Origin of the sequence: Halomonas faecis (assembly GCF_010993975.1) — a bacterium.
Lineage (GTDB): Bacteria > Pseudomonadota > Gammaproteobacteria > Pseudomonadales > Halomonadaceae > Halomonas > Halomonas faecis.
Window position 1 is genome coordinate 209,325 of record NZ_JAACZO010000056.1, and the last position, 15,481, is coordinate 224,805.

Sequence of the window (15,481 nt, forward strand, 5' to 3'; positions counted from 1 at the left end):
CTTATCAGACCAAAACCTTTTCCGTGTGATATCCGTCCCGGCCAATCAGACCTTGGGACGCTTGGTGCCGTACTTGGAACGGCCCTGCTTGCGGTTCTGCACACCGGAGGTATCCAGCGCACCCCGCACGGTGTGATAGCGCACGCCCGGCAAGTCCTTGACGCGGCCGCCGCGGATCAACACGACGGAGTGCTCCTGGAGGTTGTGACCTTCGCCGCCGATGTACGAGGAAACCTCGTAACCGTTGGTCAGGCGCACACGACACACCTTACGCAGCGCCGAGTTCGGCTTCTTCGGGGTGGTCGTATAGACGCGAGTGCACACACCGCGCTTCTGCGGACAGGCCTGCAGCGCCGGCACGTCGCTCTTGGCGGCGGGGCGCTTGCGCGGCTTGCGCACGAGCTGATTGATCGTTGCCATTGATTGCTCCGAATGGGTTGCCTTGGCGGAAGCGAGTCGCTGTTCGCTTCCTGTCTTGCGTACCTTTTCGCAGCGGGCGGGCGCACCCGCCCCACTGTTAAAGGCTGCGCATTCTAATGTCTGACCGGGGCGGACGTCAAGCAGGGGGCTAATACCCCCTGCCGTCGTCCTCGTCCGCCTAGAGGTCGTCGTCATCCGAGTCCAGTGCCGTGAGCTGGGCGCCCAGCTCCTGCTCGACATCGTAGGCCGACGGATGGAAGGTGCGCTCGGCCTCGTCGCGCTTGCGACGGCGCTCCTGGTGATGGGCCAGCCCCGTCCCCGCGGGAATCAGGCGACCCACCACCACGTTCTCCTTCAGGCCACGCAGGTAGTCGCGCTTGCCAGTCACTGCCGCCTCGGTCAACACGCGAGTGGTCTCCTGGAACGAAGCTGCGGAGATGAACGACTCGGTGGCCAGGCTGGCCTTGGTGATGCCGAGCAGCAGACGCTCGTACCGAGCCGGGAACTTCTCTTCCTTTTCCAGGCGCGCGTTCTGCTCGAGCACGCGAACGAGCTCGACCTGATCGCCGGGAATGAAGTCGGAGTCGCCGGCGTCGGTGATCTCCACCTTGCGCAGCATCTGACGCACGATCACCTCGATGTGCTTGTCGTTGATGCCCACGCCCTGCAACCGGTAGACGTCCTGCACCTCGGCAGTGATGTACTTGGCCAGCTCGGCAATGCCCAGCAGACGCAGGATGTCGTGAGGGTTGCTCGGCCCATCGGAGATCACTTCGCCTTTCTCGACGGTCTCGCCTTCGAAGACCGCGATCTGACGCCACTTCGGGATCAGCATCTCGAACGGATCGCCGTCGTTGGGGGTGATCGTCAGGCGCCGCTTGCCCTTGGTTTCCTTGCCGAAGCTGACGGTGCCGCTGATTTCGGCGAGAATCGACGGCTCCTTGGGCTTGCGCGCCTCGAAAAGGTCGGCGACGCGGGGCAGACCGCCGGTGATGTCCTTGGTACCGGACGCCTCCACCGGAATGCGCGCCACCACTTCGCCGATGCCGATCTGGGCGCCGTCGTCCACCGAGACGATGGCATTGCCCGGCAGCAGGTACTGTACCGGCGTATTCGAGCCGGGGACCGCTACCGGTTCGCCGGATGCATCGCTGAGCGTGATCATCGGACGCTTGTCGCGACCTGCCTGTGGACGCGATGCCGACTCGATCACCTCGATGGAAGAGAGGCCGGTCATTTCATCCACGCTGCGGTGGATGGTAACGCCTTCGACCATGTCGGCGTACTGCACGGTACCTTCGGCCTCGGCGACGATCGGGTGGGTATGCGGATCCCACTTCGCCACCGCCTGGCCGGCTTCCACGGCATCGCCGTCGCGCACGTCGAGCTCGGCACCGTAGGGCAGCTTGTAGTACTCGCGCTCGCGACCGTGATCGTCGGCCACGGCCAGGGCACTGGAGCGCGACACCACCACCAGCTTGCCATCGGCGCGCTCGACGAATTTCATGTTGTGCAGGCGCACCTTGCCGCCATGCTTGACCTGCACGCTGTCCACCGCCGAAGCGCGCGATGCCGCACCACCGATATGGAAGGTCCGCATGGTCAACTGGGTGCCCGGCTCACCGATGGACTGGGCGGCAATGACGCCCACGGATTCACCGATGTTGACTTGATGTCCGCGTGCCAGGTCGCGGCCGTAACAGGCCGAGCAGACGCCGTGGGCAGACTGGCAAGTGATCGAGCTGCGCACCACGATCTCGTCGACGCCCATGGTGTCGAGCCGAGCGCACCATGCCTCGTCGAGCATGGTGCCCTTTTCGATCAGCACCTCTTCGCTGGCCGGATCGATGACGTCGCGTGCCACCACGCGACCCAGCACGCGCTGGGCCAGCGAGACGATGATGTCGCCACCCTCGATGATCGGATGCAACGTCAGACCTTGTTCGGTGCCGCAATCCGCCTCGGTGATGACCATGTCCTGGGCCACGTCCACCAGGCGACGGGTCAGGTAGCCCGAGTTGGCGGTCTTGAGCGCCGTGTCCGCCAGGCCCTTGCGCGCGCCGTGGGTGGAGATGAAGTACTGCAGGACGTTGAGACCTTCGCGGAAGTTGGCGACGATCGGCGTTTCGATGATTGAGCCGTCGGGCTTGGCCATCAGACCGCGCATGCCCGCCAGCTGGCGGATCTGGGCGGCACTGCCCCGCGCTCCCGAGTCGGCCATGATGAAGACGCTGTTGAAGGAACCCTGCTCGACCTCGTTGCCGTCGCGATCGACCACTGTTTCCTTCTCGATACCATCCATCATCGCCCGGGCCACCTTGTCATTGGCCTTGGACCAGATGTCGATGACCTTGTTGTACTTCTCGCCGGCGGTCACGAGACCGGAGGAGAACTGATCCTCGATCTCCTTGACCTCGGCCTCGGCCCCATCGACGATCTCCGCCTTGCTTTCCGGAATGACGAAGTCGTTGACACCGATGGAAGCGCCCGACCAAGTGGCTAGGCGGAAGCCGGTGTACATCAGCTGGTCGGCGAAGATGACGGTCGGCTTGAGACCGGCGCGGCGATACACCTCGTTGAGCAGGCCGGAGATCGCCTTCTTCTTCATCGGCTGATCGACCAGCGCGAAGGGCACGCCCTCCGGCAGGATGCGGAACAGCAGAGCACGCCCCACGGTGGTGTCGTAGAGATGACGTTGCTCCTTGCGCTCACCGGTTTCCTCGTCGAACTCCACCTCGGTCAAGCGCACCTTGACTCTAGCATGCAGTGACACGTTCTGGGTGCCGAAGGCGCGTTCCGCTTCGTCGAGGTTGGCGAACACCATGCCCTCGCCCTTGGCGTTGATCTTCTCGCGGGTCATGTAGTAAAGACCCAGCACCACGTCCTGAGAGGGCACGATGATCGGCTCGCCGTTGGCCGGCGATAGCACGTTGTTGGTGGCCATCATCAGCGCCCGCGATTCGAGCTGGGCCTCCAGCGTCAGCGGCACGTGCACCGCCATCTGGTCGCCGTCGAAGTCGGCGTTGTAGGCGGCACACACCAGCGGATGCAGCTGGATCGCCTTGCCTTCGATGAGCAGCGGCTCGAAGGCCTGGATGCCGAGGCGGTGCAAGGTCGGTGCACGGTTGAGCAGAACCGGGTGCTCGCGAATGACCTCGGCGAGGATGTCCCACACCTCGGGCAGCTCGCGCTCGACCATCTTCTTGGCCGCCTTGATGGTGGAGGCCTGGCCGTTGTACTGCAGCTTGGAGTAGATGAACGGCTTGAACAGCTCCAGCGCCATCTTCTTGGGCAGGCCGCACTGGTGCAGGCGCAGGGTCGGGCCCACGGTGATCACCGAACGACCGGAGTAATCGACGCGCTTGCCCAGCAGGTTCTGGCGGAAACGGCCCTGCTTGCCCTTGATCATGTCGGCCAGCGACTTCAACGGGCGCTTGTTGGAACCCGTGATGGCCCGGCCGCGACGGCCGTTGTCCAGCAGGGCGTCCACCGCTTCCTGCAGCATGCGCTTCTCGTTGCGCACGATGATGTCCGGCGCATTGAGGTCGAGAAGCCGCTTGAGGCGGTTGTTGCGGTTGATCACCCGACGATACAGGTCGTTGAGGTCGGACGTGGCGAAGCGCCCGCCGTCCAGCGGGACCAGCGGACGCAGGTCGGGCGGCAGCACCGGGAGCACTTCCATGACCATCCACGCGGGATCGTTGCCGGAGTTGTAGAACGCCTCCAGCAGCTTCAAGCGCTTGGACAGCTTCTTGATCTTGGTCTCGGAATTGGTCTGAGGGATCTCCTCGCGCAGGCGATCGATCTCCTCGCCCAAGTCGATGTCCTTGAGCAGTGCCTGCACCGCTTCGGCGCCCATGCGCGCGTCGAAGTCGTCGCCGAACTCTTCGAGAGCCTCGAAGTACTGCTCGTCATTGAGCAGTTGGCCGCGCTCGAGGGTGGTCATGCCCGGATCGATGACCACGAAGCTCTCGAAGTAGAGCACTCGCTCGATGTCGCGCAGGGTCATGTCCAGGAACATGCCGATGCGCGACGGCAGCGACTTGAGGAACCAGATGTGGGCGACGGGGCTCGCCAGCTCGATGTGCCCCATGCGCTCGCGACGTACGGCGGCCTTGGTGACCTCGACGCCGCACTTCTCGCAGATGATGCCGCGATGCTTCATCCGCTTGTACTTGCCGCACAGGCACTCGTAGTCCTTCACCGGACCGAAGATCTTGGCACAGAACAGGCCGTCCCGCTCCGGCTTGAAGGTGCGGTAGTTGATGGTCTCGGGCTTCTTCACCTCGCCGAAGGACCAGCTGCGAATCATGTCCGGGGACGCCAGCGTGATCTTGATCGCGTCGAACTCGTCGGACTGAGACTGCGATTTGAGGACTTTCACCAAATCTTTCATGGGTCGGCTCCGTTGCGGAGTTGTCATGGGCGGGGGCGTCGCCACCCCCGCGGACCGTCATACTGTGAAGTGCAGGCGAAGCCGCCTCAGCTCTCCAGCTCGATGTCGATGCCCAGCGAGCGGATCTCCTTCACCAGCACGTTGAAGGATTCCGGCATGCCCGCCTGCATGGCGTGATCACCGTCGACGATGTTCTTGTACATCTTGGTACGTCCCTCCACATCGTCGGACTTGACGGTGAGCATCTCCTGCAGGGTGTAGGCGGCGCCGTAGGCCTCAAGGGCCCACACCTCCATCTCGCCGAAACGCTGGCCGCCGAACTGGGCCTTGCCGCCCAGCGGCTGCTGGGTGACCAGCGAATAGGAACCGGTGGAGCGCGCGTGCATCTTGTCGTCGACCAGATGGTTGAGCTTGAGCATGTACATGTAGCCCACCGTCACCTGACGGTCGAAGGCATCGCCGGTACGCCCGTCGTACAGCGTCATCTGGCCGGAGTCCGGCAGCCCGGCGAGCGTCAGCAGGTGCTTGATCTCACCCTCCTTGGCACCGTCGAACACCGGCGTGGACATGGGCACGCCCGCCTTGAGGTTCTTGGCCAAGGCAATGACCTCGTCATCGCTCAAGGTGTCGAGCTCTTCGACCCGCGTGCCCGGCGTGCTGTTGTAGACCTGGGCCAGGAAGTCGCGGATCTCGGCCACCTGGGAGGTGCGCGCTTCGCGCAGCAGTTCGTCGATCTTCATGCCCAGGCCATGGGCAGCCAGGCCCAGGTGGGTCTCGAGGATCTGCCCCACGTTCATGCGCGACGGCACGCCCAAGGGGTTCAACACCAAGTCGATCGGCTCGCCGTTGTCATCGAACGGCATGTCCTCGATGGGCATGATCGCCGAGATCACGCCCTTGTTGCCGTGACGGCCGGCCATCTTGTCGCCCGGCTGAAGGCGGCGCTTCACGGCCATGTAGACCTTGACGATCTTGAGCACGCCCGGCGCCAGGTCGTCGCCCTGAGTGAGCTTGCGCTTCTTGTCCTCGAAGCGCTCCTCCATCTCCTTGCGGCGATTCTCGAGCTGTTCATCGGCCTGGGCCAGCAGCTCGTTGAGCGACTCGTCCTGCATGCGCAGCTTGAACCATTGCTGGCGCGGCAGCTCGTCGAGGTAGCTCTCGGAGAGGATGTCGCCCTTCTTGAGCTTGGGCCCGCCGTTGACCGGCTGACCGGCCAGGGTGCGCTTGAGGCGCTCGAAGGTGGCGTCCTCGGCAATGCGGTAGGTCTCCTGGAGATCCTTGCGCACCTCGTCGAGCTGCATCTGCTCGATGGACAGTGCCCGGGAGTCCTTCTCCACACCGTCACGGGTGAACACCTGTACGTCGATCACGGTGCCACGCATGCCGGTCGGTGCACGCAGCGAGGTATCCTTCACGTCGGAGGCCTTCTCGCCGAAAATCGCCCGCAACAGCTTCTCTTCGGGCGTGAGCTGGGTTTCTCCCTTGGGCGTGACCTTGCCCACCAGGATATCGCCCGGACCGACTTCGGCACCGATGTAGACCACGCCGGCTTCGTCCAGTTTGGCCAGCGCCGACTCACCGACGTTGGGAATATCGGAAGTGATTTCTTCCGGCCCCAACTTGGTGTCGCGGGACACGCAAGTCAGTTCCTGGATGTGGATGGTGGTGAATCGGTCTTCCTGCACCGCCCGCTCGGAGAGCAGGATGGAGTCCTCGAAGTTGTAGCCGTTCCAGGGCATGAAGGCGATGCGCATGTTCTGGCCCAACGCCAGGTCGCCCATGTCGACGGACGGGCCGTCGGCGAGGATATCCCCACGCGCCACCTCGTCGCCGGGACGCACGATGGGGCGCTGGTTCATGCAGGTATTCTGGTTGGAGCGCAGGTACTTGGTGAGGTTGTAGATATCGACGCCGGCCTCGCCGCCAATGATCTCATCCTCGTTGATGCGCACCACGATGCGCTTGGCATCGACCGAGTCGATCACGCCACCGCGACGTGCCACGGCACACACGCCGGAATCGCGCGCCACGAAGCGCTCCATGCCGGTACCCACCAGCGGCTTCTCGGCACGCAGGGTCGGCACCGCCTGGCGCTGCATGTTGGAACCCATCAGCGCGCGGTTGGCGTCGTCGTGCTCGAGGAAGGGGATCAGCGCTGCGGCCACGGAAACCACCTGGCGCGGCGACACGTCCATCAGCGTGACCTGCTCGGGCCGCATGAAGGTGGTCTCACCCTTGTGGCGGACCTGCACCAGGTCATCGGCTAGCTTGTTCGATTCGTCGACGCTGGCCGACGCCTGGGCAATGACGAAGTCCCCCTCTTCGATGGCCGAGAGGTGAACCACCTCGTCGGTCACCTGACGGTCGACCACCTTACGATACGGCGTTTCCAGGAAACCGTAGCTATTGGTATGGCTGTAGGTGGCCAGCGAGTTGATCAGACCGATGTTCGGGCCTTCCGGCGTCTCGATGGGACACAGGCGGCCATAGTGCGTGGCGTGAACGTCGCGCACCTCGAAGCCGGCCCGCTCGCGGGTCAGGCCGCCCGGGCCGAGCGCGGAGACGCGGCGCTTGTGAGTGACCTCCGAGAGCGGGTTGTTCTGGTCCATGAACTGCGACAGCTGGCTGGAACCGAAGAACTCCTTCACCGCCGCGGCCACCGGCTTGGCGTTGATCAGATCCTGAGGCATCAGGCCTTCGCTCTCGGCCATGGAGAGGCGTTCCTTGACCGCACGCTCGACACGCACCAGACCCACCCGGAACTGATTCTCGGCCATCTCGCCCACGCAGCGGATGCGACGATTGCCCAGGTGGTCGATATCATCGACTTCGCCGAAGCCGTTACGGATATAGATCAGTTCCTTCAACACATCGAGGATGTCGCGCTGATCGAGCACCCCGGAACCGGTGTCGCTGTCACGACGCAAGCGGCGGTTGAACTTCATGCGCCCGACACCGGAAAGATCGTAGCGATCTTCGGTGAAGAACAGATTCCGGAACAGCGTCTCGGCGGCCTCCTTGGTGGGCGGCTCGCCCGGACGCATCATGCGGTAGATCTCGACCAGCGCCTCGAGCTGCGAGCCGGTGGTATCCAGCTTGAGGGTATCGGAAATGAAAGGCCCGCAGTCGAGATCGTTGGTGTAGAGCGTCTCCACTGTCGTGATGCCGGCCTGGCCGATCTTCTCCAGCAGTTCAGGCGTGATCTCGGTATTGCAGGGGCAGATCAGCTCGCCGGTATTGGGGTCGACCTGATCGCGAGCCAACGTCTTGCCGAACAGGTACTCCATCGGCACTTCGAGACGCTCGAGGCCGGCCTTCTCCAGCTGGCGAATGTGCTTCTGGGTGATGCGACGCCCTTCCTCGACGATGACGTTGCCATCGCCATCCTTGATGTCGAAGGTGGCGGTTTCGCCGCGCAGGCGAGACGGCACCAGATCCACGGAGAACCCGCTCTTCTCGACGTGGAAGGTACTGGTTTCGAAGAACTCGTCGAGAATCTCCTCGGCACTCATGCCCAGCGCACGCAACAACACCGACGCCGGCAGCTTGCGGCGGCGATCGATACGCACGAAGACGTTGTCCTTCGGGTCGAATTCGAAGTCGAGCCAAGAGCCGCGATACGGGATCACGCGAGCGGAATAGAGCAGCTTGCCCGACGAGTGGCTCTTGCCCTTGTCGTGATCGAAGAACACCCCAGGACTACGGTGCAGCTGGGAGACGATGACCCGCTCGGTACCGTTGACGACGAAGGTGCCGTTCTCGGTCATCAGGGGGATCTCCCCCATGTAGACCTCTTGCTCCTTGATGTCCTTGATGGCCTTGTTCGAGGAGTCGCGATCATAAATGATCAAGCGGACCTTGACCCGCAGCGGTGCCGAGTAGGTGACGCCACGCAGCTGGCACTCCTTGACGTCGAAGGCCGGAGTACCGAAACGGTAGCTGACGTACTCCAGAGCCGCATTGCCGGAGAAGCTTTCGATCGGGAAAACCGACTTGAAGGCCGCATGCAGGCCCAACTCCAGGCGCTCCTCGGCAGCACGGTCCTGCTGAAGGAAGTCGTAGTAGGAATCAAGCTGGATCGCCAGCAGGTAGGGCACATCCATCACTTGGGGCAGTTTGCCGAAATCCTTGCGGATGCGTTTTTTCTCAGTGTATGAGTAAGCCATCTGTATTCCCCAGCTTGTTCACCATGGGTGACCGTTGCGCGGTCGGCGCCACCCAACGGGCTCGGCCCCGTCAGGCGCTGACGGCAAGCCCTCAGTGGAGAGCTCGCCGTCGATATTCGTCTAGCGGCGCTGCGTGAGCGAACCGCTCTTGCAACAGAAAAAGGCCGGCAGCGGGTAGGCCCGCCACCAGCCGTGGAAGCTTACGCAGCGCGTAAAGCCTTGGGGCACAAGGGTTACTTGAGCTCCACGCTCGCGCCGGCTTCTTCCAACTTCTTTTTGGCTTCTTCGGCGTCTTCCTTGGACATCGCTTCCTTGATGGTCGCCGGAGCGCCGTCGACGGCACCCTTGGCTTCCTTCAGGCCCAGGCCGGTGATCTCGCGAACGGCCTTGATCACGTTGACCTTCTTGTCGCCTGCCCCGGTCAGCACCAGATCGAATTCGGTCTGCTCTTCAGCGGCTTCGGCTTCGCCACCGGCACCCGGGCCAGCCACGACGGCAGCCGCGGCAGAGACGCCGAACTTCTCTTCCATCGCTTCGATCAGCTCGACGACTTCCATCACGGACATGTCGGCGACGGCGTTGATGATGTCTTCTTTGGTCAGTGCCATTTCGATAATTCCTAAACTTTGCGGGAGACTCGGCGCACCGAGCGCTCGTCTTTACCAGTGTTCGATTCAGGCTACGCAGCGGAGTTCGCCGTTCAGGCGGCCTCTTCCTGCTTCTGATCGCGCAGTGCAGCCAGGGTACGAACCAGCTTGCCGGCAGATGCCTCTTTCATGACGGACATCAGCTTGGCAATCGCCTCGTCATAGGTCGGCAGGGTTGCCAGACGGTCGAGATCGCTTGCCGGAATCAGCTCGCCTTCGTAGGCCAGCGCCTTGACTTCGAAGTTCTTCTCGTCCTTGGCGAACTCCTTGAACAGACGGGCGGCGGCGCCCGGGTGCTCGTAGGAGAAAGCCAGCAGGGTGGGACCCGAGAAGCTCTCCTCCAGAATCTCCCAGGGAGTTCCGGACAGGGCGCGGCGTGCTAGGGTGTTGCGCACAACACGGATCTGCACGCCATTCTCGCGGGCCTGCTTGCGCAGGTCGGTCATTTTGCTGACCGCAACGCCACGAGAATCGGCAACCACGACGGAGAGTGCCTCCTTGGCCGCTTCACTGACCTCGGCAACGATCGCCTTCTTGCCTTCGAGTGCTAGTGGCACGGTGATCACTCCTTCATTCCGGAGCCGTGCAATGCAGGCTCCAGTGGTTACCATCTCCCCCGACGGGCCGTGGCCGAGCCGGGAGTCTTGGGTGATGGTGCTCACCAGTGTCCTGGCGGCCACACCATCTGCGCAGGCACCCTTTCGGGAGATTAAGACGCTCGGGGTACCGAGCGGCGCCTGCGGTCTTTGACGGTGCCCTGCGGGCCGGCTCGCAAGCCGAACCGCAGGGACCGCAAAGTTACTGCTCTGTCTCGACCGCCGCTCAAACGAACGCGGACTGGTCGATGGTGATGCCTGGCCCCATGGTGGTGGACAGGGTCATCTTCTTGAAATAGACACCCTTGGAAGTGCTCGGCTTGAGCTTCTTCAGGTCGGCGACGAGCGCATCGAGGTTGCCACGAATCGCATCGGATTCGAAATCGACCTTGCCCAACGTTGTGTGGATGATGCCGTTCTTGTCGGTGCGGAAGCGCACCTGACCCGCCTTGGCGTTCTTGACGGCAGTCGCCACGTCTGGGGTCACGGTGCCGACCTTGGGGTTGGGCATCAGCCCGCGCGGACCGAGGATCTGCCCCAGTTGGCCGACCACGCGCATGGCGTCCGGCGAGGCGATGACCACATCGAAGTCCAGTTGGCCCTTCTTGACCTGCTCGGCCAGATCGTCCATGCCGACGATATCGGCACCCGCTTCCTTGGCCGCATCCGCGTTGGCACCCTGAGTGAAGACGGCAACGCGCACGTCCTTACCGGTACCGTTGGGCATGACAGTGGCGCCACGCACGACCTGGTCGGACTTGCGCGGATCGACGCCCAGGTTGATGGCGACGTCCACGGACTCATTGAACTTGACGGTGGACAGCTCGGCGAGCAGAGCCACGGCCTCTTCCAGCGAGTAGACCTTGGAAGCATCGACCTTCTCGCGGATCATCTGTGCACGCTTGGACAGTTTAGCCATGATCAGAGACCCTCCACGTTCAGGCCCATGCTGCGGGCACTACCGGCAATGGTACGCACCGCGGCGTCGAGATCGGCAGCCGTCAGATCCGGCTCCTTGGTCTTGGCGATCTCTTCGAGCTGTTCACGGGTCACGCTACCCACCTTGTTCTTGTTCGGCTCACCGGAGCCAGACTTGATGCCTGCCGCCTTCTTCAGCAGGACCGCGGCGGGCGGCGTCTTGGTGATGAAGGTGAAGCTGCGGTCGGAGTAGACGGTGATCACCACGGGCGTCGGCAGCCCGGGCTCGATCTCCTGGGTGGCGGCGTTGAACGCCTTGCAGAACTCCATGATGTTCACGCCGTGCTGACCCAGCGCGGGCCCCACGGGCGGACTCGGATTGGCTTTACCCGCTGCCACCTGCAGCTTGATGTAAGCCTGAACTTTCTTGGCCATGTTGAACTCCAGTTTGGGTCGTAGCGCCTTGCGGCTCCCCGAATGATGCGGCCGTCATCCAGCCGCCTCGTGCTCGCCAGGTCGAGCCGTTATTCCTTCTCGACCTGCGCAAATTCCAGTTCGACGGGCGTCGCCCGCCCAAAAATCAGTACGCTGACCTGCAGACGACTCTTGTCGTAGTTGACCTCTTCCACGACACCGTTGAAGTCGGCGAAGGGGCCATCGACGACGCGCACGGACTGACCCGGCTCGAACAGCGTCTTGGGGCGCGGCTTGTCGGTGCCGTCCTTGACGCGCCGCAGAATGGCATCTGCCTCTTTCTGGGTGATCGGCGCCGGCTTCTCCTTGGTGCCGCCGATGAACCCCATCACCCGCGGCGTCTCGTTCACCAGGTGCCAGGTCGCATCATCCATTTCCATCTCGACCAAAACGTAGCCGGGATAGAACTTGCGTTCGCTCTTGCGGCGCTTGCCGTCTCGCATCTCGACGACTTCTTCGGTAGGCACCAGGATCTCGCCGAAGCGGTCCTCCATGCCGTAAAGCTTCACGCGCTCGTTGAGCGAGCGCATGACATGCTTCTCGAAGCCGGAATAGGCGTGAACGACGTACCAACGCTTGGACATGAGGTCTCCTAACCGATGACGCCGGACATCGCCCAGCCAAGAAGGGTATCGATCAGCCACAGCATCAGCCCGACCACCAATACGGCAACCAGGACGATGGCCGTAGTCTGGATCGTTTCCGGGCGCGTCGGCCATACGACGCGTTGAATCTCTTTCTTGGCGTTCTTGGCCAGCTCAGCAAGCTCACGACCTTTCGTCGTCGTCAGCGCGACCAGTGCCGCCACCGCGCTCAGGGCAACGACGCCCAGCACGCGATACAGGATCGCCTGATCCGCAAAGTAGGTATTGCCGGCGATGGCAAGAACCAGCAGAGTGACAACAACCGCCCACTTGAGCCCGTCGTGGCGCGACTCCTGCACCTCGGCGTTATGTTTCATGAAAACGAGACTCCTCAGAGTGCGGCGATCGAATCGACTATCTTCCGATGGATATCGAGCCAACCTGGGGAAGGTTGGCAGGCCAGGAGGGAATCGAACCCCCAACCTGCGGTTTTGGAGACCGCTGCTCTGCCAATTGAGCTACTGGCCTGTATCTGACGGCTCCACCCTTTGCAGATGGCGTGCACGACAGCGGGCGCTATGATAGCCGAGCTCCCGCCAGCTGACAACCCCCACAGCTTCGTGAGAGCCGAAAAGGAAAAGGCGAGCCATCGCTCGCCTTTCGCCATTGGAGCTCATGGACGGATTTGAACCGTCGACCTCACCCTTACCAAGGGTGTGCTCTACCCCTGAGCTACATGAGCGTGATCTTGCTTGGAGCGGGTAGCGGGAATCGAACCCGCATCATCAGCTTGGAAGGCTGAGGTTCTACCATTGAACTATACCCGCCTACCCACTCTGGCCGCCGAATCGCCAAGCCCGATTGCGGCATAAACTTGGTGGAGGGGGAAGGATTCGAACCTTCGAAGCTTTCGCGGCAGATTTACAGTCTGCTCCCTTTGGCCACTCGGGAACCCCTCCAACATGGCGGGCTATTTTACCGCCTCCTGAGGCGATGTCAAATGCCTGTTTTATCAGGCGACTTTCGCAGCCAGCGTCGATCTGGCGTCCCCAGGACGCGACGCATTTTGTCAAAGCAGTATGGAGAATGCAAGGCCGGCACGAATTTTTTCCAGCCCCGCGGGTGCCGGCACACGCGGCGCCCCCGCCATACGACCGTTCCGTTCAGCCGCAGTCAGCGGGAAGCACGCCTCCAGGCCTCCATACACCATATCCGGCCACACGGCATGGGGCGACTGCACGCCTCGCGCCACGACGCGCGCATCCCCGCCGGTGAGGAGCATCGGCAAGGCCACGCCCTCTCGGTCGCACACTTCGCTGTAGATGCGATTGACGGCGCTGACGGCGGCCAGGTAGATACCGTGATTGACCGCCTCTACCGTCCGCGTGCCCGGCAGCAGCAGCTCCTCTGCTTCACTGTCTGGGTCGATGGCCACATTGCGCGTGCCCAGCTTCAGACTCTCCTTCATCAAACGCAGACCCGGCAGAATGTAACCGCCGAGATGCCGTCCGCCAGGCAATACGAAATCAACGGTGATGGCACTCCCGCAATCGACCGCGCAGCACCCACCCGCCAACTGATAACCCGCCAGCACCCCCATCCAGCGATCCACTCCCAGGCGATGAGGCTCGGCATAGCCATTGACCACCCCCAGCGCCTCGGGTGTCGAGCGTGCGACATGGACCTGCTGAACGCGCTGATGCAGCAAGGACACCGTCTGCTCGAGCACGGCCGCCCGTGCCACGCTGGAGATTCGCACGGCCTCGACCACGTCGAGGTCGGGAATGTCAGCCCCCGGCTTCCACTGCTCACGGGTCCATACGGCACCTCGCGAACGAATTTCGCTGCTATCGGCATCCTTCAAGCGCCACTTGGAGAGGGTATTGCCGATGTCCAGATCAAGGATCATGGGCGACCACGCACGCTGATCTCACCCCCCGCCAGGCGCTCACGCTGCCCATCGCGACGGACCCAAAGGTTGCCGAACTCATCCACGGATTCTGCCACTGCTGACAGGCGCTGCTCGCCTCTCAGAACCTCGATGTCACAACCGGCATAGGCATGGCGTGCATTCCACGCCTCCTGCCATGCACCAAACCCCCGCTCTTCGTAACCGGCCAACAATGGCAACAGCTCATCGAGCAACTCCGCCGCCAGACGGTTGCGTGTCAATCTCGGCGCCTGGTCCACTACGGCAGCAACGGGCTGATCGAGGCTGTCCCGGAAACTCTGAGGCAGGTTCACATTGATCCCCATGCCAATGACTGCCTCACAGGGCCCTTCGGCATCGCCGCTGATCTCCACGAGAATCCCCGACAGCTTTCCAAGGCTGCCATCGGCACCCGCCAGCAGCACGTCATTGGGCCACTTCAGCAGTGGCCGCGCCCCATGACGTTCCAGAACCTGCGCCAGGACCACTCCCACCGCAAGGCTCAGCCCCTCCAGAGCCGCCACGCCGGAATCGAAACGCCAGCCCAGAGAGAGCATCAGCGCTCGCCCCCAAGGCGTGGTCCAGGTGCGCCCACGCCGGCCTCGCCCCTCGCTCTGCTGCTCCACCAGGCACACCTCACCATGCCCAGCCCCCTGAGCGAACCGCTGGCGAATGAACTCATTGCTGGAAGGCAGCGTTTCCTCGATGAATAAGCGCACCAGATGCTGGCGACCGGCACGTGGCAGGTCAGCTACGATGGCTCTTCCGTCGAGCAGCTCCAATGGTTCGGCGAGACGATACCCCTGGCCCTTGACGGCTTCCAGCGGAATGGACATCGCTTCCAGTTTCTTCAGCTGTTTCCATACCGCCGTGCGTGACACCCCGAGCTTTTCGCCGAGCTGCTCACCGGAGTGAAACTGCCCATCACTCAGCAGGCGAATCAGGTCACCGATGGTCATGCTTTATGCCCCTTGCGGGAAAAGCCCCATTCTATCGGAACCGTTGCAGCCGCGGAAATGCAGTACTCCTGAAAAAAAAAGCCCCGACCATCGCATGATGATCGGGGCTTCTCTAAATAAGTGCCTGACGATGACCTACTCTCGCATGGGGAGACCCCACACTACCATCGGCGCTGAGCGGTTTCACTGCTGAGTTCGGCATGGGATCAGGTGGTTCCCGCTCGCTATGGTCGTCAGGCGAAAAACGGTGAATCATGCCAACCGACGTCTCGTCGTATCCGTCAATCGTGCGCGTCATGCGCAGACCCCTTGGGGTTATATGGTCAAGCCTCACGGGCCATTAGTACCGGTTAGCTCAACGCCTTGCAGCGCGTCCACACCCGGCCTATCA

General features: G+C 62.7%; 11 protein-coding genes, 4 tRNA genes and 1 rRNA gene. All 16 read right to left on the minus strand.

Annotation, left to right across the window (positions count from 1 at the left end; genetic code table 11):
- Positions 1-45: 45 nt before the first annotated feature.
- Entirely contained in the window at positions 46-420 is a 375-nt protein-coding gene (gene rpsL, locus GFD32_RS16890; protein ID WP_089688555.1) for a 30S ribosomal protein S12, read from the minus strand.
- Between the two features lie 178 nt (positions 421-598).
- Positions 599-4,816 carry a DNA-directed RNA polymerase subunit beta' gene (rpoC, locus tag GFD32_RS16895; RefSeq protein ID WP_163577751.1) on the minus strand — a complete coding sequence of 1,406 codons (4,218 nt, stop codon included), beginning with the start codon at positions 4,814-4,816 and terminating at the stop codon, positions 599-601.
- 86 nt (positions 4,817-4,902) lie between these two features.
- Complete coding sequence (gene rpoB, locus GFD32_RS16900) at positions 4,903-8,982, minus strand: DNA-directed RNA polymerase subunit beta (protein ID WP_163577752.1); 4,080 nt, start codon at positions 8,980-8,982, stop codon at positions 4,903-4,905.
- Between the two features lie 233 nt (positions 8,983-9,215).
- Positions 9,216-9,590, minus strand: coding sequence for a 50S ribosomal protein L7/L12 (rplL, locus tag GFD32_RS16905; RefSeq protein WP_163577753.1), 375 nt, complete (start codon positions 9,588-9,590; stop codon positions 9,216-9,218).
- 92 nt (positions 9,591-9,682) lie between these two features.
- Entirely contained in the window at positions 9,683-10,186 is a 504-nt protein-coding gene (rplJ, locus tag GFD32_RS16910; protein WP_089688564.1) for a 50S ribosomal protein L10, read from the minus strand.
- A gap of 265 nt (positions 10,187-10,451) precedes the next feature.
- Positions 10,452-11,144 (minus strand): 50S ribosomal protein L1, encoded by a 693-nt coding sequence (gene rplA, locus GFD32_RS16915; protein ID WP_163577754.1) that lies wholly within the window; start codon positions 11,142-11,144, stop codon positions 10,452-10,454.
- A gap of 2 nt (positions 11,145-11,146) precedes the next feature.
- Positions 11,147-11,578, minus strand: coding sequence for a 50S ribosomal protein L11 (gene rplK, locus GFD32_RS16920; RefSeq protein ID WP_163577755.1), 432 nt, complete (start codon positions 11,576-11,578; stop codon positions 11,147-11,149).
- An 89-nt stretch (positions 11,579-11,667) separates the two neighbouring features.
- Entirely contained in the window at positions 11,668-12,201 is a 534-nt protein-coding gene (gene nusG / locus GFD32_RS16925) for a transcription termination/antitermination protein NusG (RefSeq protein WP_089688567.1), read from the minus strand.
- An 8-nt stretch (positions 12,202-12,209) separates the two neighbouring features.
- Positions 12,210-12,578, minus strand: a complete 369-nt coding sequence (secE, locus tag GFD32_RS16930; protein ID WP_163577756.1) for a preprotein translocase subunit SecE — start codon at positions 12,576-12,578, stop codon at positions 12,210-12,212.
- A 75-nt stretch (positions 12,579-12,653) separates the two neighbouring features.
- Positions 12,654-12,729: transfer RNA gene (locus tag GFD32_RS16935), tRNA-Trp, on the minus strand.
- Between the two features lie 139 nt (positions 12,730-12,868).
- Positions 12,869-12,943, minus strand: a tRNA-Thr gene (locus tag GFD32_RS16940).
- A gap of 11 nt (positions 12,944-12,954) precedes the next feature.
- Positions 12,955-13,028: transfer RNA gene (locus tag GFD32_RS16945), tRNA-Gly, on the minus strand.
- Between the two features lie 48 nt (positions 13,029-13,076).
- Positions 13,077-13,160: transfer RNA gene (locus GFD32_RS16950), tRNA-Tyr, on the minus strand.
- Between the two features lie 110 nt (positions 13,161-13,270).
- Complete coding sequence (locus tag GFD32_RS16955) at positions 13,271-14,110, minus strand: type III pantothenate kinase (protein WP_163577757.1); 840 nt, start codon at positions 14,108-14,110, stop codon at positions 13,271-13,273.
- A complete protein-coding gene (locus tag GFD32_RS16960) occupies positions 14,107-15,090 on the minus strand; it encodes a biotin--[acetyl-CoA-carboxylase] ligase (protein WP_163577758.1) in 984 nt (327 codons plus the stop codon). Before GFD32_RS16960 ends, GFD32_RS16955 begins: the two co-directional genes overlap by 4 nt.
- Before the next feature lie 122 nt (positions 15,091-15,212).
- Positions 15,213-15,328 (minus strand): 5S ribosomal RNA (gene rrf / locus GFD32_RS16965).
- Positions 15,329-15,481: the final 153 nt, after the last annotated feature.